We start from the raw sequence: 19,658 nt of genomic DNA on the forward strand, positions 1-19,658 counted from the left end.
ATCTCTTCCCTTACGGCTCTACGTAAAAAAGCCGCGTTATGCGGCTTTAACAGGGTGCCGGAGGTCGCTTCGAGCGGCGGCCTCCGGCTTCTATTTTCCAGCGTTTATAGCCGCTCCGACAAAATACGAATCACATGTTCCATATGTTGAATCCAGTCGGAATCTCCATCTCTCAGCTCATACAGCTCGCGATCTCCGCCTTTGTTATCCAGCACCTGCTGAACCAATTGCTTCAACTCGCGCAGATCCTCTGCTTCCCAGACAATCTCGTTTAGATCGTTCAACTGCTCATATTTCGTCTTTCCGTTTTCGATATAGGCGCATACGATTTCAGCCAGAGCAATGGCCGTATTATCGTAAAGGAAATCCTCCTCTTCCGGATCCTCTGAAAGTAATCCGATCTCCCTGAAATGAGTGATCAGCTCTTTTAACTTGACCGATTTACGCTCCGTTGTATATTCCGTTAACGCATGAAGAATGTCCAGTCCTTCGTCACTTTCCAGCGATGCCGTACCCCAAGATCCCATCGTTTATCTCACCTTTCGTTAACTGTTTTCTGCCAGTCTTCTCAGCTTTAGGCGCATGACGCTCAGTGACAAAGCCCAGGCGAGGCCAGCATGCAATTCCTGCTCTAAGGCATATAGGTACCTACTACCTCGAATTTTTGCTCATTGTCTATCGTCATATACTTCACTTCAACAACGTTGCCTTTTTGAAAAGCGGGAACATTTACGATCTGAATGACGGTTTTTACCAAGGTGTGGACCACCTTGCCGTCCTGCTTGGTGACAGTCAGATCGAGCAGTACTTCCGGCTGATCGTCAACTGTTACGTTGGTTTGCCGGATCGAGTTGATAACCGCTTGCGCGGAAGTCCCCTCCGTAAGAATGGTCTTGCTTTGCAAGCGTTGTTTGTTGTGGGCCCGCAGCATCCGAACCACGATGGTAATCGTAACGGACGCCGTAATTAGTGAGAAAAGGACAAGGATCACAATAAGAGCAGTCAATGGCAGACACCTCGCTTCCTTTCCTTATTCAAAAATGGAAAAATGATCCTGTATAATAAGATTAATTTAATCAAGAAAATAAGTCTATATTTTTTAAATATTTTATACAATTCATGTTAAAACGATTGCAAACGCAAAATATGGCTTAACAGTTACTAGTATGGGCGCCTGGAGACCTCGCCGCAAATCGATACAAATGTTCATCCGGAGACGGTCTGCCGGTAGCCGGCAACCCCTTTTTACTGTGCTTTTACCTTCTCTTTGGTGTTCTAAAATTAAGATTCTGCGCTCGGCGGTGAAACGGGATTCACCGGCCAAACGTTCCGCGCCTCAATATTTGGATCCGGGTCTGACTGTTGATATCGACGGTGTTTAAATATTCATCTCCTATTTTTCTGATAGAACTGTTACGCTAATTCCTGCCCTAAACTACAGCGGAAACTAGAAGAATTCACAAAAAACAGCAACCAAACTCCTTAATTCTGCATAAACTGAGTTAAGGACTTGGTTTTTTTTGTTTTTATGGCTTTTGGAAGTACTTAATGGTAGATATTTTAGTGTAAAAATAATTATAATAGAGTAGATAGGGTTATAGTGGAGACAGAGACGGTTTGTTCCTAGGTGGGGCCTTGCTTTTTTTTACTATCTAAGCAGGCGTGCCTGCTCTTTTTTTATAAATATAGAGGATAAGGAAGGTTGTCATGAAAACAGACGTTATCTTAATCGGTGCCGGGGTCATGAGCGCGACTTTGGGATCGTTACTGAAAGAGCTAGTGCCGGAATGGGAAATCAAAGTGTTCGAAAAACTCGCAAAGGCCGGAGAAGAAAGCTCTAACGAATGGAACAATGCGGGTACGGGGCATTCTGCCTTGTGCGAGCTTAACTATACTTCCGAAAAACCGGACGGGTCTGTAGATATCAGCAAAGCGATACAAATTAACGAACAGTTTCAGCTTTCCAGACAGTTCTGGTCTTATCTTGTAAACAGCCAACTGATTCGCAATCCGCAGGACTTTATTATGCCGATCCCTCATATGAGTATGGTGCAGGGGCAAGAAAATGTAACGTTTTTGAAAAAACGGTTTGAAGCGATGTCTAATAACCCCTTGTTCCAAGGAATGGAATTTTCCGATGATCCGGAGAAATTGAAGGAATGGATTCCGCTCATCATGGAAGGCCGTACCTCGAGTGAACCGATCGCGGCTACAAAAATCGACTCTGGGACGGACGTCAACTTTGGCGCTTTAACGCGCATGCTTTTTGACTACCTGCAGACCCAGAATGTCGAGATGCATTACAAACATAGCGTGGACAATATTAAACGTGCCGCCGACGGATCGTGGGAATTGAAGGTGCGCAACCTTGATAACGGCAGCGTCGAACGCCATACGGCGAAATTCGTCTTTATCGGCGGCGGCGGCGGAAGTCTGCATTTGCTGCAAAAGTCCGGTATTCCCGAAGGAAAACATATTGGCGGATTCCCGGTAAGCGGGCTCTTTATGGTATGCAACAATCCGGAAGTGATCGAACAGCACCATGCCAAAGTATACGGCAAAGCCAAAGTCGGAGCTCCGCCTATGTCGGTTCCGCATCTGGATACACGCTATATCGACAACAAAAAATCGCTGCTGTTCGGACCTTTTGCCGGCTTCTCGCCCAAGTTCTTAAAAACGGGTTCCATGTTTGACTTAATCACGTCGGTCAAACCGGATAATGTCTTGACGATGTTAGCGGCCGGCGTCAAAGAGATGTCCTTGACCAAATACCTGATCCAGCAGGTCCTGTTATCGAATGAAAAGCGCGTGGAAGAATTGCGGGAGTTTATCCCGAACGCCAAAGGCGAAGACTGGGATATCGTCGTAGCGGGCCAGCGTGTGCAGGTGATCAAGGATACGGAAGCCGGCGGCAAAGGCACCCTTCAATTCGGTACGGAAGTTATTACGGCCGCTGACGGCTCGATTGCCGCGCTGCTCGGCGCTTCTCCGGGGGCTTCTACTGCCGTTCACGTGATGCTGGAGATCTTGGCAAGATGCTTCCCGCAGCATATGAAAGAGTGGGAACCGAAAATCAAAGAAATGATCCCTTCTTACGGCTTGTCACTCTTGAACAATCCCGAGCTTTTCCAAGAAATTCTCACGTCAACGGCTCAGACGCTTGGTCTGGTCGAAAAAGAACTGGTTTATAGCTGATTACTTATAAGGAACCTTTGATCCGTTCTTGGATCGAAGGTTTTTTTGCATTTGCGGCAGGAGAAATAGGAATCGGACGGACGGGCCTTTTCAAGTCGTATACGTAAGGGGGAGGATAGAATCGATTCCCATATATAGTATAATGGAGCCAGACTGCATTGAATCTAAATTGAAAAGTTATGACTATGACACAGGGGGGAAGACGCATGTATCTGGTATCTCGGCCAAAGCCGCTGTCTGACGGCAACAACCAAGCGCTTGCGAAAGCAGAGGCCGTTTCTTTTCCACCGGGCTATCTCCGGTTTTTGCGGTCCTTCGGCGAAGGAACCTATAGAGGGTGGATGAATGTGCAGCTGCCGGACCCGGAGGTGCTTAAGCCTTTTGCCGAGTACGGGTTATGGGAGCATGACGCGGACAGCCCGATTACCGAGCGGCAGATCGGAGAGTGCGTCGCTATAGGCACGACGGTGGACGGCGATTTTCTGGCGGTGCATCCCCGGACGGCTCAGCTGCTCTGGCTGCCTCGTCACGCGGAACAAGTGACGGCGATTCCCCTCCAGGCGCGGGAGCGGGAAGATGAAGCGACGTACGCTTCGGTGCTGGACGAAATCTATCGTCAGGTGTACGGATGCGGCCGGGAGGGAGCCGTTTATTACGAACCGTGGACGGGGTCCCGGGACCATCTCTTTTTGCGGCTGCCGCCGGGTCAGGATCAGCTTTCGCTGCCGGATCTGGCCGGAATGTGCCGAGCGGCTTTTTCGCCGGATCTGTCCATTGAAACCGACTATTCTTGTTACCTCTTCTATCAGACTCTGGGCGGTTATGTGAGATTTAATTACGCCAATAAGCAAGAGGTGGCCGTCATGTATGAACAGGAGGAAATACAGGCGTTCGCCGCTATAGAGCAGTGGCTCGTGTCGAAAGGTTGCGAACCGTATCCGGAAAATAAATGAAATTTGTAATCCGCAGCAAAGGAGCTAGGAATGGAACTATCTTTTTATTTAGATACACATGGAACGTGTGTGAGTCAATTGAGAGATGAACTGTTGCCGTTAGAAGAAGCGGCGAAAACATGGGAATTTCCGTATGCCATCGTTGTTGTATTTCGTGTTTTACCCGAAAGTTATGAACGAAGGACATTCAGACGTTTTGATAGCGGAGATAACTTTCTGGGATTAGACATCAGCCTGATTTATGAGCAGTATCTGCGAATGTCTAAAAACGAGCAGCGTGAGGCTTTGGGTATTTATTTCTATAACTATCTGTCGGAGTCTGTTGCTAAATACAAGAAGCATGCGGATAAGGACACTCAGAATCGCTTCTTGGCCCATGTGAAGAGTTGGATGCTGGAGAACAACTGGCTCCATGGAAAGATCAATAAAGCGCGGGAGCTTCTTGCACAGGACAGGGGACTTTATGAAGTCAGCCAAGAATTGAAAATGCCCTTAGAAGAAATCGAGTATATCTTGCTGCGTATGAATGAAAATAGGGGGATTTAAAAAGGTATGGTTGAGAAAAAAGTCACCTGGTTGGAGCTTTTTTATGATCTTCTTTTTGTCGCGGCAGTCTCAAAAGCCACTCATGTCTTATTGCATGCAGATCACGGAGTCATTCCCATTGAGTATTTAGTTAAATTTGTACTGATTTTTATCCCGATCTGGTGGGGATGGGTAGGACAAACCCTCTTTGTAAACAGATTCGGTCAAGATATCTTTATACATAGAATATTAAGCATCCTCCAGCTCTTTTTTATTTTAATTATGACAGCGAGCTTATCTCCTGATTTTGATCAATACTATATTCCCTTTTTTATAGGATATATAGGTTCGAGAGCACTGACCGCCATTCAATATCTGTTGGTGCATAAGTCCAAAGCCGCTCATCAACAATCGACCGCTTCTTATTTGGGGACCCACTTTGTGATCGGAATATTGATATCCGCTTGTTCGCTCTTCTTTGACTCGTGGATCCGGTATGCCGTTCTGTATATGGGAATTGCCGTCGATATTGTACTTCCCCTAATCGGGCGAAAACACCTGGTAAAAACACCTATACATACCCCTCACTTATTGGAACGGTTTGCCTTATTTACGCTCATTCTATTAGGCGAATCCGTGGTCAGTATTCTGGCCGTGCTCCAGTTCGGCAGCTGGGATCTGTCATCCGTTTTGTTTGTCGCGTTTACAAGCGCGTTAGTGATCGCCATATGGTGGCAGTACTTCGATAATGTTGAAACCAAAGTGAGCAAGGAAATACAAACGGCCGGCCAAACGATTATTTACGGACACTTATTCATTTACTTATCCATGAGCATGATCGCCGCTGCCATCCAGTTGTTATACCAAGAGAAGCTAAATTATGCATTCATGCTGGTTTTTGTATTCGGGTCCGTTCTTCTTTATTTTTTCTCCACCTCTTTGGTTTTCCATCTGTACAGACCCAAACATCTGCGTTTGAGGCCCTGTCATTTGGCCGTATTATTGGGAATATTGGGCTGCTGCATGGCATTTGACTTGATTTATCATGTATCTAATTATGTAATCGTCGGGGAGATTATGGTCTTCTTTATCGCGTATGCGAAACTGACAACTTGATCAAAAAGGTAAACCATCCCGGAATAGTTAAATTCGCGGGATGGTTTTGTTTTTACAGCGGAGGTCAACTTTCTTGCGCGTGTAGTGCATCCAGGCTCTCCCGACTGCATTTAATGAAGGCTGCTCATAGAACCTGTTTCTTTTCAGTGGCAAAATAAAGCAGGGCAGCGACGGGAAAAGCTATTCCGATCCATAACGCGGCACTCCAGCCCCCCGTGGCGTATATCCACCCCCCGATTGCGGATCCGATGGCACCGCCAAAAAAGAAAATAGCCATAAAAAGCCCATTCAGCCGACTGCGAATTTCCGGACTCAGCGAGAAGAGCGCGCGTTGTCCAAGCACAAGATTTGCGGATACGCCGGCGTCCAATAATAGGGCTGAAACGACGAGAACAGCTACTCCAACGGATGAACCCGTACGGATTATAAGCGGCAGCAACATAGAGATGACGACCGCAGCGAGTGCGATCCCTGTTGCGGGTTTAGTCCAGCCGCGGTCGGCCAACCGACCGGCCACGGGAGCAGCTATTGCACCCGCGACGGCGGCAAGCGCGAACACCGCAATGGCTTTCTGGGAAAAATGAAAAAGCGGGCCGGATAACAACAACGGTGCTGTTGTCCAAAATAAGCTGAAAGTCGCAAACACACATGCATGATAGGCAGCCCGGCGGCGTAAGATCGGGGTTGTTCGCAGCAAGTGCCACATCGAACCGAGCAGAGCTATATAGGATGTGTTCGTCGAAGGTTTTCTTACAGGCAGCACCTTTGACAGTACGATAGCCAGAATAATAACAGCTATGGCAGACAAAGCGAATACGGCATGCCAGCCAAAGAAGTCCGCTACCAGGCTCGACACAGGACGCGAAAGCATGATTCCAAGCAACAAACCGCTCATGACATTGCCGACAACGCGGCCGCGTGAAGATTCGGATGCAAGGTATGATGCGAAAGGCACGAGTACTTGCGCGGCGACAGACCCTAAACCGATTACAAACGAAGCCGCTAAGAATGGCACAGCTTGCTTCGACACGGCCGCGATTGCAAGAGCAGCCCCTGTGAGAAGTAAAGATCCGACAACCAACCTTCGATTTTCAACGATATCCCCCATAGGCACGACAAATAACAAGCCGACTACATAACCAAACTGCGTTAACGTCACGATAAAGCCGGAACTGTTTGCGGACAGCCCGATTGAAGAACTGATTTCCCCAACCAAAGGCTGCGCATAGTAAAGATTGGCTGCAATGATCCCGCATGCGGCAGCCAGCAGTAGGATTAACCATGCCGGGATATTTTTTTCGATTGTTTGTTTTTTTAAAGCAGTCATTTTAGGCAGCTCCTTATATCGAAATATCATGCTCTACAGCCAGTAACTTCATTGGTTCGAAACAATATCGATTCCGTGCGGATTTCTCTTCCTGATAGGTCCTCCCTCTATCGGATTTTAAATACTGTACGTACAGTTTAATAATTAATATCAAAATAATATACCGAACGTTTAGTTTTGTAAATAGCTGATTTCAATTTTATTTTTTGTTCGTAATCGGTATACTGAACGTATAGTTTTTTAATGGTTACGATGGGTATGAACGAAAGGAGACGGTTACGATGAATGGCAAAAGAGGCAGGCCGCGTAATGTAGAAGCGCAGAAGTCTATCCTTTCCGCATCTTATGAGTTGCTGTTGGAAAATGGCTTTCAAGCCGTCACGGTTGATAAAATTGCCGATCGTGCCCAAGTCAGCAAGGCCACGATTTATAAATGGTGGCCTAACAAAGCGGCCGTGGTAATGGACGGTTTCCTGTATGCCGCCACGGCCAGATTGCCCGTGCCTGATACAGGCTCGGCAACGAATGATATTGTCATTCACGCCACGAATTTAACCCGGTTTCTGACAAGTCGGGAGGGGACCATTATTACAGAGTTATTAGGCGAAGGACAGTTTGATTCAGCATTGGCGGAGGCCTACCGGACTCGATTTTTCCGTCCCCGCCGACTTGAGGCAAGGAGTCTTTTGGAGAAGGGGATTCGACTGGGGGAATTGAAAATAGGGCTCGATATTGACATATGTATTGATCTCATTTACGGGCCGATCTTCTATCGTCTGCTTGTGACAGGGGACAAGCTGGACGAACACTATGTGCAGCATTTAGTAATGAACGCATTTGAAGGAATCCGTTCTACCTGAGTCGTATTATCGCGGAATTTCGCCCGGCACGCTCGTCGATCCATAGACCGGCATGCGGCTATCCCTTTGGACCGAATATAAGAGCAACATTTCAAAATTTATCCTGTGCTATATTCTTCTTGAATTCGGACAAGGAGATGAGAGCATGAGGAAATTAGAAGGTAAAGTCGCTTTGGTAACCGGAGCAAGCAGGGGAATCGGCCGCGGCATCGCACTGCGTCTGGCCCAAGAGGGCGCGTTCGTCGCCGTGCACTATGGACAAAGACGAAACGAAGCGGAGGCGGTGGTTCAGCAGATCGGCCAAAGCGGAGGGAATGCGTGCGCGATCGGTGCCGATCTGAGCACTCTCGGCGGCATTGAGCACTTATTTGCGGCGCTGGATAAGGCGATCCGGGAACATACGGGCGGCAGCGGGTTCGATATTCTGGTCAATAATGCCGGGATCGGGCAAATTCTCGGCCTGGAAGAGACGACGGAAGAGTCTTTTGACGAAGTGATGAAGATTAACGTCAAAGCTCCGCTTTTTGTTACCCAGCATGCTTTGCCGCGTATGAAAGACAACGGGCGCATTATTAACGTTTCTTCCTTCGTAACGCGCGTAGCCTCTCCAAGTGTGTTTACCTACAGCCTGTCGAAGGGGGCTATCGACACCTTTACCCTTCTTCTGGCCAAACAGTTGGGGAGCCGCAAGATTACGGTAAACGCCATTCAGCCGGGCATCATTAACACGGAGATGAATGCGGGAACGCTGCAAGATCCGAACGGGCAAAAAAATGCGGCCGGCCTTTCCGTCTTCGACAGATGGGGAGAACCCGACGACATAGCGGATGTTGCCGCTTTTCTCGCTTCGCCGGACAGCCGCTGGGTAACCGGCCAGTTGATCGACGCAAGCGGCGGATCGCACCTGTAAGTAAAGTATCCCGGTTAAGCTCGCCTTTCAGCTGCTCCCGGATAAAGGGGACAGCGGGTCCGCCGAGCTCGAGCAGCTGCTCGTACGCTTCGTAGTCGGTTTTCCGGCAGCTATAAGGGCTGCCCTCGGCGCTAAAGGCGTACGCAGCAGGCGATTCCAACGGATAAGCCTCTCGTTTCCCGGACTAATGGCCGCAACCGTGCCCCTGGCAGAGTCCCGTTGTTTTTTGCCAAGTACTTTTCTATATTTAACATAAGACTTTGGGTAGGAGGGTAACGGATGATTCAACTGAAAGATATCGGGAAATTCGAGAAGCTGCCGGAAATCGCGCTGCACATTTACCAAGGAAATATCCCGGCTTTGCGGGAGGCCATTGCGGCAGGCTGGGATATCGAAGAGGGCATCGAACTGAGCAAGTATACCACGCTGAGTCCGCTCGACTTGGCGCTTATATCGGAGAGACTGGACGTTGTAAAGCTGCTGGTTGAGAACGGCGTCAACCTGAATGTCCCTCGTAATCCGGCCTTTCTGCGGGCTGTCCGCTATTGCAAGGAAGACATCGTCCGCTACATTGCAGGGCAAGGCGCTAAACCGGACAAGCTCAATCCTATCAAGTCAGGTGCATATTCTCAGGCCTATTATGGAAACAAAAACAATATTCCGCTCCTCCATGAGCTGGGATTGGATATAAAGAAGCACGGCAGCGCCGTATTGCGCCAGGCCGTGTCGGACCATGATCTTAAGACACTCGCGTATTTACTCGATCATGGGGCGGACATTAATTACAATAAGCCGGACCAGGTCTATCCTTATCAAGCGACTCCTTTAACCGTTGCGACGCGAATGGGCAATGCGGCGATGGTCAAGTATTTGATTGAACGCGGCGCGGACGTTACGATAACGGAAAAGGACGGCGATCGGGCGTATACGATTGCGGTCGGAAATAAGAATGCCGCTTTGGCCGACTATTTGAAATCCCTGGAGCCGGCAGAGCTTCATGATAGAGAGAACAAGAAATTTGAGCTGGCAAAGTATAAGCTGACCGATGAACTGGTCACCTTTCTTACCGGAGACAAGCTGCGCCTGGAGCTGGCGCCAAATGACTATGACATCGGGTATATCGACTTTTTCACCTTGACCGATACGATTGAAATGAAAGCCGGCCGGCAAAAGCTGTTGCGTCTGTCGGCCGACATCGACAACTACTCGGATCTGCAGCTTGTGTGGAATCCGAAGAAAAAAGGCTCTATCGGCTGTTACGACGTGGAGCACCAGGAGTATGCGGATTTGTGCGGCTTTACAGAATTCCTCGCGCAGCCTGAAATATACCTCATCAAATTTCTTGAGGGAGAGCTGCAATAATGGACCGCTATTGGCACCACCTGCAGCGGAGCATGTGTATGTAGGGAGCTATTTTGTGCCCTGATCGCGGACATTATCCGCCGAAAACCTCACCAATCAAGCGACTGCCGCGTCCTGCGGACGTCGCTTTTTTTTATATCCGAACAAAGCTTGTGTTGTTTATCTTTTCCAAGTCGTAATACTTTCGCCCTGTTGGCATGCCGGGAAGTATGGGATGATGGATTCATCAAAGGTTCGGAGTCACGGACTGTGAACCTTGAACTTCAGGCTATTGCGATCCTTCCTTCTACTTCATTGGGCGAATTAGGGTCGCAGCTTTCCTGAAGGATTTCTATCGCGAGAGGAGGCGTCCAGGCTATCATATTCCTTCCTTCTAAGGATTCTTCCAATGACAGTAGGGATGTGGCTTTCCTGGACTCTTTTTATGAACATAAACAACATCTATTTACGCAGAGCGGGCAAAGTGATTGTGGAGCAGGGTGAAGGCGCGGAGTGTCTTTCTAAGGCTTATCTGGCTGCTGCCGTGAAAAATATCGAATCTCTTGGATTTACCTTCTCCCATCGTTTGATGCGCGCCGTGTGCACCTTATCCAAGGAGCAATTTGAAGCGTTCTATCGTGAGCTGATCGGCGATCTGAAACGGCTGGTCGGCGCCCATGTGGAGTATAAGCCGATGTATCCCGGCTTTCCGGCGCAGGTGATGGAAGGGCACGATGCGGAGCTTTATTTGAACGCCGTTTATCATTATCTAACGCTGGATTTGCCTGAGTATGAGACAACGGAAAGATTTCCGCTGCGGGATGAGGCAGACCTGAAAGTAATTGATCTTGGCAGCAAAGCGGAGTTTCATGTCATGATAAGCCGGCTGATTCAAGCCAAGACATCCATCTCCGTGACGGACAAGGAAGATATTGACGCGGCTATAGAGTGCGCGGACCCGGATGAACTGGACGCGATTCTTCCGTCCGAGATCCCGTTCAAGGAGAATGCGGCCTTCGTGGCGGCTTCCTTATTAAAGCATGACAAAGCCGGCTTGGAGCGGGTCGGGCGATACTTTAAAACCGCAACGGATATCCTTCGTCTGGCCGCGGCCTGGTCGGATGGCGATGTCAGTCTCGCCGAACCCGCACGTTTCCGCAAATTTAAGCGCAGCGAGAGACGGCTGCTGCTAGGATTGCTGGAACGCTGTCACTCCATTACGGAAGATATGCTGAGATACAAGGATCGCTGGATCCGGCTGGGAGAAATCCTGCATCCTTCCGAGTATAAGAACCGTTTTACGCGTTGTCAGGAGGCTTTCGAAGTTTTACGCAATAACAAGCCCTTTGCGACCTTCGGCGGGAGCGTGGAACTTGCCTTCCGGTATGGGCAGGTATGGACTTTGATCGATCTGCTGACGCAGCGTCCGGGTGAATTTGCAAGAAGGCTCGATCAATTGCTGCGGTCCACCGAACACACGGAGTATGTCGTGCTGGCATTCGGCGAAGTGGCCGATCAGGTATCGACGCCCGTGCTGCTGCAGGTGAAGAATCATTTTGCCCGCCGCCATGAGCGTCCCGAGCTGCGCGTCTTCTTCCCGAAAGGCAATGCGGCCAAAGCGTTTGCGATTCCCCATACGCTCCCGGAAATCAACGAAACGGCATGCCAGGCCATCGTTGAAGTGTGCGAAAAAACGCTTATTCAGCGATTTTCCGATCTGCCTCCCTTGGGGAAGACCCATGTCGATAAACGTTTGAAGGACTATCATGTCCCGTTTTCCCAACGATCCGCAAGCAAAGCGCTGCGTACGCTTGTACGGGGAAGCCGTGTGCCGATGACGGAGGGGGACACGATCCGTTTCTTCAGTTGGTGGAAAGAAGGAACCGTTGACGGTAAGCCTACGGGCCGGGTGGATATTGACTTGTCGGCAGTCATGTATGACCGTGACTGGCAGTACGTGGAGCATATTTCTTACACGAATCTGCGATCCTCCAAGTACCAAGCCGTCCACAGCGGAGATATCGTGTCGGCTCCCCAAGGAGCCTGCGAATTCATTGATCTGCACATTCCTTCCATCGTTGATTACGGCGGGCGTTATATTGTGGTTTCCCTTCATTCCTTTACGGAACAGCCGTATTGCGATCTGCCGGAGTGCTTCGCAGGCTGGATGATGCGCAAGAAACCCGGGTCCGGGGAAATATTCGAGCCTTCGACGGTGGTCAACAAAATCGATGTCACCGCCGATACGCGGATTGCCATTCCCGTCATCCTGGATTTGGTGGAACGTGCGGTCATCTGGACGGATCTGTCCCTAACGAGAGATCCTCACTACTTTAACAATGTGGAGGGAAATCAGAAGGGAATGGTGTTGATAGGCAAAGCCATGACAACTTTGCGGAAGCCGGATCTGTACGATTTATTCACCCTCCATGCGAAAGCAAGAGGGGAAGCAGTGGATACTGCGGACCAGGCAGAGGCACTATTTTCGGTGGATAGCGGGGTCACTCCATACGATATCGAGCAGATAATGGCGGAATATATTTGAGTCGGAGCGCTAACGCCGGGGAAGCCGCATGATGGATTAGAATAAGGGTAGACTTAGCTTATTAGCCTTATAATCAGGGATGTAAAAGGGGAGCAAGCGCTCCTCTTTTTGCGTTATCTTGAATTTTTAATGAACTTTTCCATTGTTCTCCGTTGCAGGCGGGAAAATATTTTGTTACTATTTAGACATATAATATTTCGATATCTAAATATTATATCGCGCATATATCATGATTGTTCCTCCAGGAAAGGAGTCTGGCGAGCATCGGGAGAATGAACGGCATGATAGGCTTCGCCATTTGTGAGAATGGCATAATGCACCATCATCTTATGTTGGAACGGATATTAGAAACGGGGAGCGAAGAAATTTTATGAGCCAAAACAAGAGGAAAATTCACTATGCTTGGTGGATTTTGCTGGGGCTTTGTATGATGGTCGGCTTGGGGAAAGGCAGTTTAAATAACTCCGCCGGTCTATTCTTAAAGCAAGTTTCCAATGATCTCGGAGTCGGAATGGGGAGCTTGTCTTTATATTTCAGCGTCTCCGCTATTATTACCATGTTTTTTTTGCCGATTGGCGGGAAATTATTGGCGAAGTACGATACCCGGCTCATTTTGAGTGCCGCAATCATTTTGCAGGCCGGAGCATTTGCCATGTTCGGTTTAATGAATTCGGTATGGGGCTGGTACATCCTTGCTGTTCCGCTCGCGGTTGGCGGAGTCTTTATTACCGTTATAGCAGGCCCGGTATTAATTAACCAATGGTTTAAAAAGAGTAAGGGACTGGCGCTCGGAATCATGGGAGCCGCGGGCGGAGCAATCGGCGCCATTTCCCAGCCGATTGTCGGCAATCTGATCGCTAACCAGGGCTGGAGGACCTCCTATATCATCGTCGGGATTGCGGTCATCGTTATCGTTGTTCCCATTGTGCTCTTACTGATAAGGAAGTCACCTCTCGAAAAGAAAACGCTTCCTTACGGAGCGGAAGCCGCGGGTAACACGAGCGCCGGTGCAGACGCAGGGGCGGAAAACAAAGGAGTGACGCTGGCTGCCGCCAAAAAATCGTCGGCCTTTTATGCACTGCTTACGTTTTTCTTCCTGATCACGTCGGTGGCAAGCTTCTCGGTACACATTCCATCGTATCTGATGAACAAAGGATTCGATGTATCCTTCGCGGGTAATGTGATGGCGACCAACATGATCGGCGTGCTGATCGGCTCCCTGGTCATCGGATTTGCCAGCGATAAAATCGGCACCAGGAATACCGCGATGCTGGCCATGATTCTGGGCGTGCTGGCCATCGGGCTGTTGTTATTCGCGGCGTCCAGCACGCTTGTCATCTCGCTGGCTGTGGGACTCTTCGGTCTCGTCTCTGCCTCTATCGGAACATTGGGACCGGCTCTTACATCAAGCTTGTTCGGGAACAAGGAGTACAGCCAGATTTATTCCAATGCCTCCCTGGGCCTCGCGATCTCTTCGATCATCGCTCTGCCTGCTTACGGGTTTGTGTTCGATTTTACGGGAAGCTATACTCCTGTTTTGTATGCCATCGGCATCATGCTGATCCTTAACATCGTTTGCATAAGCATTGCTTTTGGCGGGAAGAAGAAACTGGAGCAGGCGGGCTTGTGGAATTAATCAGCCAGTGAATTCATCATCCGGAGAAATGAGGGACCTACACATGAAATTACAAGGCAAAGTCGCCGTCATCACAGGCAGCGCTTCGGGAATCGGCCGCGGTATTGCGCTTGCGATGGCTAAAGAAGGCGCACATGTCGCCATTGTCGACGTGAACGAGCAGAAGGGGCAAGAAACCCTTGCGGAAGTCAATCAATACACGGAAGGATGCCTGTTTATCAAGGATATTTCCGTCAAAGAAAACGCCAATGCAATTGTGGAAGAAGTGGTCACAAAATTCGGCAAGCTGGACATTCTCGTGAATAATGCGCATGCTTCCAGACAGGCTTCTTTCGTAGAGACGACGCAGGAACTATTGGATCTATCTTTCGGAACCGGCTTCTACCCGACGTTTCATTTCATGCAGGCAGCCTACCCTGAGTTGAAAAAAACGAAGGGCAAGGTCATCAACTTCGCTTCGGGCGCGGGTCTTGACGGACAAGTGACGCAAACCTCGTACGCGGCCGCCAAGGAAGCGATTCGCGCCATTTCCCGCGTTGCCGCGAACGAATGGGGGCCGGACGGCATCAACGTTAACCTGATCTCGCCGATCGCACTGACGCCGGGCGTGGAGCAATGGCGTGAGAGCGCCCCGCACCTGTACGATGCGATGATCGAGCGTATTCCGCTTCGCCGTCTCGGCGATCCGGAGCAGGATATCGGCCGTGTCGCCCTATTCCTGGCAAGCGACGACTCGAATTATATTACCGGCCAAACCATTATGGTGGACGGCGGTTCAATCAAACTACGTTAGGAGTCATGCAAAGTGGGACAATTGGATAACAAAGTAGCGATCATTACCGGCGGAGCTTCCGGTATCGGCGAACGTATGGTAGATCTTTTCGCACAGGAAGGCGCCATCGTTATCGCAGCGGATATCAATGAGGAGGCGCTTGAGAGAGCCAGCCGGAAGCAGAATGTACACGGGATGAAATTGAACGTGGCTTCCGATGAAGACTGGGCGGCGCTTGCGAAAGAAGTAAACGACCGCTTCGGCAAAATCGACATCCTCGTGAACAACGCGGGCATCTCTTCGGAAAAACCTTTCCAAGAAATCGACGCGCAGGATTGGCAGAAAATGCTTTCCATTAACGGCTTCGGTCCGTTTGCCGGTATGAAGCATGTTACTCCGTACATGGCTGAACAGAAGCAAGGCGCCATCGTAAACATTTCTTCTTATACGGCTCTGATCGGACAAGGCTTCAACCACTACTCCGCATCCAAGGGTGCGGTACGCGCTCTGTCCAAAGCGGCTGCCGCGGCATTCGGCCGTCAAGGCATCCGCGTGAACGCTCTGTTCCCGGGGATCATCGAAACTCCGATGACTCAAGCTCTAAGCACGTCGAAGGACCTGCTGGGCCGCTTGATTCAGATGACGCCTCTGCAGCGTCTGGGACAGCCGGACGACATCGCCAAGGCGGCTCTGTTCCTGGCCTCCGACGCTTCTTCGTACATTACAGGTTCCGAGTTAGTGATTGATGGTGGATACTCGGCTCAATAGCGTGTAAGATTATGACAGTCCTTAATTTTCATTAGGGGCTGTCGTTTCTTTTATCAAGGAGGATTTTATGGAAGAGCAAACGGTTTTCGAACTTATACATAACATGGACAAATTCACCAACGGTCTGATTATCCAGTGGAACAAAACATTCAATGAGGATCTCGGGGTTTCTCACGTTCTTGTACTCGGTCATCTCAAGCAAAACGGGAAAAGCCGGCCTTCGGACATTGCGAAAATATTGGGCCTTACTCCGCCCACGCTCAGTTATTTATCGGAAAAGCTCGTCGCGAAGAAATTAGCCGTCCGAATGGTGGATGAGTCCGATCGCCGCATTATTTATTTGGGCATTACCGACCAAGGCGCCGAAGTCCTTAGACGGGCCACTTTGGAGGGAGAAAGACTGCGCAGAAATTTATTCGAAAAATTAACCGACGAGGAGAGGGCGGAACTGGCGAATCTGTTTAAAAAGCTGAACAGCTAAGATTACATCGCGGTGAGCCTTAGCATAAGCAGGGATAAGCAGCGCGGGAAAATTGTCCGCCGCGTGGCCCGGAAGCATAAGTTCGCTAGGCAATGGAGCTCTATGACTTAGTCTTGGGTGGTGACAGAACAGCAGCTATGAAACAACTATTGCTCAAGTATTTAACCCGATATACGTCGCTTAACGAAGCAGAAAAACAGGCTGTCCTTGATGAGATTCTTATTAAGGAATATAAAAAAGGAACCGTGCTCCTTAGACAAGGAGATGTTCCTACGGCCTGTTATTTCGTGTTGAAGGGATGCGTAAGGCAGTTTTCGGTGGATGAAGAGGGAAGAGAGATGACCTCGAACTTTTATACGGAAGAACAAGCCGTCGCGATTTTCAACCATCACAAACCGGATAAATCATCCGAGTATACCTTTACGTGTCTGGAAGACTGCGTTGCGGTTGTCGGCGAGCTGGATATCGAACAAGACATGTACGCCAAATACACCCAGTTGCAATCCATGACACGCAGGATGATCGAGGAAAATTTCGGTCACATGCAAGAAGAGTTCGCCGCGTTTATCGCTTCTACACCGGAAGAACGTTTCAAAAAGCTGGCAGTGAAACGCCCTCATTTGATCAATCGTGTACCCCAACATCAATTGGCAAGTTATCTCGGTATGACCCCGGAATCTTTAAGCAGAATTAAGAGGCGGGTGCATCACGATAAGATTTAAGAAGAGCTTACACCTTACACAGAGTTTTTCCCCCTCTTGCCAGAAGCCATACTCCAAAGCCCAATTCCCCTGCAATCATAGGGATACTAAATACAACATTAAGCAGCATCGTAAGCGCCTCGTTGTCCGGAAGTAACAGGTTGCACAGGTGAGTGGCCATATAGCCTAGGGAAGCAATCCACAATAAGATGCTGATGACTTTAGGTATCCGGTCAGATTTGAAAGCCAGAATGCCTACAATCAGCAGATGTCCGCCGAAAATAATCAAACCCATAGACCAGATCAGCCCGAACGCTTCCAAGTACATCATCACATAGGCTTGAAGCTGCTCGGTATTAACTGAGGATAAATAGCCGGCACGGCCGGAAAGCAGCAGCACCACGATTAAATTCAGCAGGGCGGTCCCCAAAACAGCCGTTTTCCGCTTTGAAAAGGTTTCTCGATGATGTGACGGCTTGAAAGGTGAGGCTTGCATCGCCTTGCACCAGAAGACTTTCATGGACAAAGCCATAGGAAAAAAATGCGGCAAGCGTCATAACGATCAGTGCGATGCCGGCAGTCAGAGCGGCTGTTCGTTGCTGCTTTAGCTCTATTGTTGAAGGAACCATCCCGTAACCTCCTTTAGTTTGTTGTATGGGTTTCATTGTAATAGGCCGGATGGGAAGGTTCATTGACTTAAATCAAGGGTTCTGCTCCTTTCGCCCAAAAAATCTTGCGATTGAATAATTATTTCGCTTGCAGCTTACGCAGCGTAAGCTTTTATAATACAACTACCGGTATGTAGCTAGCGCTAAAGAAGCGGAGATGATGGATGAAGAGGCATTGGAAAGTAGGAGACCTCGCCAAGTTGACGGGTCTTACCGTACGTACGCTGCGTTATTACGATCAAATCGGTTTATTCTCTCCATCCGCCCAGACGGAATCCGGCCACAGGCTGTACAGCGAGTCGGACTTGTCGCGCTTGCACCAGATCTTATCGCTTAAGGAGCTGGGTTTATCTCTGGAGGAGATTAAGTCGGTCCTAACCGGCGGGCAAATCGGCCCGCTTGAGATCGTCCATCTGCAGATGGACCGAATCAAAGAGCAGATCAGGCGGCAGCAGAAGCTATTGGAGCAGCTCGGGCATGTATCCAAGCTTATGCAGGGAAAGGCGCAAGTAACGGTAGAGGATTTCACAGACCTTCTGCAAGCGATGCAAATGGGATTTGAAAAGCCTGTCATTGAGCGGCAAACGAGCTGGGAACGGCATTTGGACCGGTTGGGAGACTTCCTTGCCGGGGAGAGCGGAATGCCGAAACTTGAGGAGGACAAACAATGAACGAACGATTCGTCAAACATGCGACCTTCGTCGTCGAGAGAGTTTATGCCGCTTCGCCGAAGCGGGTTTATCACGCCTGGTCCGACCCGGACGCCAAAGCGAAATGGTTTTCGAAGCCGGACGTCTTCGAATTTCGGATCGGTGGACGCGAGTACAGCAGCGGCGGACCGCCGGAAGGTCCGGTCTTTACCTTCGATGCGAGCTACCAGGAGCTTGTTCCGGACCGGCGCATTGTCTATACGTACACCCTCGATTCGGGGGATACGCGCATCTCCGTCTCGATCACAACGATCGAGCTGATCGCGGTAGAGGGCGGCACCAAGCTTATTTTCACGGAGCAGGCCGCGTTCTTTGACGGACACGATACGCCGGAGGTGCGGGAACACGGTACAAATGCGATGCTGGACGCACTGGGCAAGGTACTGGAAGGGGAGGAATGAGCATGGCGATCGGTGAAAATGAACTTGTTACCACGCGTGAGTTCGATGTACCCCAGGAACTTGTTTTTCGGGCATGGACAACCCCCGAACTGTTAGCCCGGTGGTGGGGACCGAAGGGCTTCACGAATACGTTTCACGAGTGCGACATCAGGCCGGGAGGCACGTGGCGGCTCACCATGCACGGACCGGACGGCACGGACTATCCCAATCAGAGCGTCTTTGTTGAGATTGTGCCGTTCGAGCGGGTCGTGCTGGATCATTTATCCGGCCATGAATTCCGGTTAACGGGAACCTTCGAGGATCTGGACGGACGCACCAAAGTTACCTTCCGCCAGCGTTTCAAGCTAAAAGAGGACTTCGAACAGGCCAAGCCTTATTGTGTGGAAGCCAATGAACAGAACCTCGACAGAATGGGCGAGGTTCTGGCGGAATTGGCCGGAAGCTGAGCAAGCTTGCAGCGGGCATTGCCCGGTAACGGTAACCTTTAATCCGAAAAGTAATCCGAAAAGCCGATGAAAGAAAGGAAGCTTCGCGCTATGCGAAGCTTCCTTTTGTATGTTCCGCGCGCAATAGGGCAAAAACATGGACAAGGACTGGTTAACCAACGTCCTGTGACGCCAAGCACCGCGCGCTGGGAGCTTCGCACCGGTGCGGCATCGCTTTAGGCAAAGCACGGATTAAGCTGAACTCGCGGAGCTTTAGGAGCTTTCCGTTTGCCGGTCTATCCGTTTGGTTTATATAAAAGAGAG

The 19,658-nt window shown here is 49.7% G+C and carries 19 protein-coding genes and 1 pseudogene; 16 read left to right on the plus strand and 4 right to left on the minus strand.

Annotated features, from left to right (window positions below):
- Positions 1–104 precede the first annotated feature (104 nt).
- Together ABH899_RS15285 and ABH899_RS15290 are read right to left on the minus strand one after the other, a co-directional pair.
- Positions 105–527, minus strand: coding sequence for a DUF4259 domain-containing protein (locus ABH899_RS15285; RefSeq protein WP_369997689.1), 423 nt, complete (start codon positions 525–527; stop codon positions 105–107).
- 104 nt (positions 528–631) lie between these two features.
- Positions 632–1,006: a hypothetical protein gene (locus tag ABH899_RS15290; protein WP_369997692.1), complete on the minus strand. Its 375-nt coding sequence runs from the start codon at positions 1,004–1,006 to the stop codon at positions 632–634.
- Positions 1,007–1,707: 701 nt separating this feature from the next.
- On the opposite strand from ABH899_RS15290, the gene ABH899_RS15295 reads away from it, so the two are divergent.
- From ABH899_RS15295 to ABH899_RS15310, 4 genes are all read left to right on the plus strand, one after another.
- Positions 1,708–3,195 carry a malate:quinone oxidoreductase gene (locus ABH899_RS15295; RefSeq protein ID WP_369997694.1) on the plus strand — a complete coding sequence of 496 codons (1,488 nt, stop codon included), beginning with the start codon at positions 1,708–1,710 and terminating at the stop codon, positions 3,193–3,195.
- 206 nt (positions 3,196–3,401) lie between these two features.
- Positions 3,402–4,148 carry a hypothetical protein gene (locus tag ABH899_RS15300; RefSeq protein ID WP_369997697.1) on the plus strand — a complete coding sequence of 249 codons (747 nt, stop codon included), beginning with the start codon at positions 3,402–3,404 and terminating at the stop codon, positions 4,146–4,148.
- A gap of 30 nt (positions 4,149–4,178) precedes the next feature.
- A complete protein-coding gene (locus tag ABH899_RS15305; protein WP_009675817.1) occupies positions 4,179–4,694 on the plus strand; it encodes a hypothetical protein in 516 nt (171 codons plus the stop codon).
- Between the two features lie 6 nt (positions 4,695–4,700).
- A complete protein-coding gene (locus tag ABH899_RS15310; protein ID WP_369997700.1) occupies positions 4,701–5,789 on the plus strand; it encodes a low temperature requirement protein A in 1,089 nt (362 codons plus the stop codon).
- A gap of 124 nt (positions 5,790–5,913) precedes the next feature.
- Here ABH899_RS15310 and ABH899_RS15315 read toward each other — a convergent pair whose 3' ends face one another.
- A complete protein-coding gene (locus ABH899_RS15315; RefSeq protein WP_369997703.1) occupies positions 5,914–7,116 on the minus strand; it encodes an MFS transporter in 1,203 nt (400 codons plus the stop codon).
- A 281-nt stretch (positions 7,117–7,397) separates the two neighbouring features.
- Here ABH899_RS15315 and ABH899_RS15320 point away from each other — a divergent pair, with 281 nt between their 5' ends.
- The 9 genes from ABH899_RS15320 to ABH899_RS15360 all read left to right on the plus strand — a co-directional run bounded on the left by ABH899_RS15320 (position 7,398) and on the right by ABH899_RS15360 (position 17,151).
- Positions 7,398–7,976: a TetR/AcrR family transcriptional regulator gene (locus tag ABH899_RS15320; protein ID WP_369997706.1), complete on the plus strand. Its 579-nt coding sequence runs from the start codon at positions 7,398–7,400 to the stop codon at positions 7,974–7,976.
- Between the two features lie 145 nt (positions 7,977–8,121).
- Entirely contained in the window at positions 8,122–8,886 is a 765-nt protein-coding gene (locus ABH899_RS15325) for an SDR family oxidoreductase (protein WP_369997709.1), read from the plus strand.
- A 279-nt stretch (positions 8,887–9,165) separates the two neighbouring features.
- Positions 9,166–10,248: an ankyrin repeat domain-containing protein gene (locus ABH899_RS15330; protein ID WP_369997712.1), complete on the plus strand. Its 1,083-nt coding sequence runs from the start codon at positions 9,166–9,168 to the stop codon at positions 10,246–10,248.
- A gap of 424 nt (positions 10,249–10,672) precedes the next feature.
- Positions 10,673–12,772 (plus strand): cytoplasmic protein, encoded by a 2,100-nt coding sequence (locus ABH899_RS15335; RefSeq protein ID WP_369998234.1) that lies wholly within the window; start codon positions 10,673–10,675, stop codon positions 12,770–12,772.
- A gap of 370 nt (positions 12,773–13,142) precedes the next feature.
- Positions 13,143–14,408: an MFS transporter gene (locus ABH899_RS15340; protein ID WP_369997715.1), complete on the plus strand. Its 1,266-nt coding sequence runs from the start codon at positions 13,143–13,145 to the stop codon at positions 14,406–14,408.
- Positions 14,409–14,451: 43 nt separating this feature from the next.
- Positions 14,452–15,201, plus strand: a complete 750-nt coding sequence (locus tag ABH899_RS15345; protein WP_369997718.1) for an SDR family NAD(P)-dependent oxidoreductase — start codon at positions 14,452–14,454, stop codon at positions 15,199–15,201.
- Between the two features lie 12 nt (positions 15,202–15,213).
- The gene (locus ABH899_RS15350; RefSeq protein ID WP_369997721.1) at positions 15,214–15,948 is read left to right on the plus strand and encodes an SDR family NAD(P)-dependent oxidoreductase; all 735 of its coding nucleotides are present in this window, start codon (positions 15,214–15,216) and stop codon (positions 15,946–15,948) included.
- 67 nt (positions 15,949–16,015) lie between these two features.
- Positions 16,016–16,429: a MarR family winged helix-turn-helix transcriptional regulator gene (locus tag ABH899_RS15355; protein ID WP_009675999.1), complete on the plus strand. Its 414-nt coding sequence runs from the start codon at positions 16,016–16,018 to the stop codon at positions 16,427–16,429.
- Positions 16,430–16,566: 137 nt separating this feature from the next.
- On the plus strand, positions 16,567–17,151 hold the full coding sequence (locus ABH899_RS15360) for a Crp/Fnr family transcriptional regulator (protein ID WP_369998237.1): 585 nt from the start codon (positions 16,567–16,569) through the stop codon (positions 17,149–17,151).
- A gap of 7 nt (positions 17,152–17,158) precedes the next feature.
- Here ABH899_RS15360 and ABH899_RS15365 read toward each other — a convergent pair.
- Positions 17,159–17,759 (minus strand): annotated as a pseudogene (locus ABH899_RS15365) (DUF4386 domain-containing protein).
- 203 nt (positions 17,760–17,962) lie between these two features.
- Here ABH899_RS15365 and ABH899_RS15370 point away from each other — a divergent pair.
- The 3 genes from ABH899_RS15370 to ABH899_RS15380 are packed head-to-tail and all read left to right on the plus strand — an operon-like array spanning position 17,963 to position 19,355.
- Positions 17,963–18,469: a MerR family transcriptional regulator gene (locus ABH899_RS15370; RefSeq protein WP_369997724.1), complete on the plus strand. Its 507-nt coding sequence runs from the start codon at positions 17,963–17,965 to the stop codon at positions 18,467–18,469.
- Positions 18,466–18,909 carry an SRPBCC family protein gene (locus tag ABH899_RS15375; protein WP_369997727.1) on the plus strand — a complete coding sequence of 148 codons (444 nt, stop codon included), beginning with the start codon at positions 18,466–18,468 and terminating at the stop codon, positions 18,907–18,909. The genes ABH899_RS15370 and ABH899_RS15375 overlap by 4 nt, the downstream gene beginning before the upstream one ends.
- A gap of 2 nt (positions 18,910–18,911) precedes the next feature.
- On the plus strand, positions 18,912–19,355 hold the full coding sequence (locus ABH899_RS15380; RefSeq protein WP_369997730.1) for an SRPBCC family protein: 444 nt from the start codon (positions 18,912–18,914) through the stop codon (positions 19,353–19,355).
- Positions 19,356–19,658: the final 303 nt, after the last annotated feature.

This window comes from Paenibacillus sp. RC84 (assembly GCF_041260495.1).
Taxonomy (GTDB): Bacteria; Bacillota; Bacilli; order Paenibacillales; family NBRC-103111; genus Paenibacillus_F.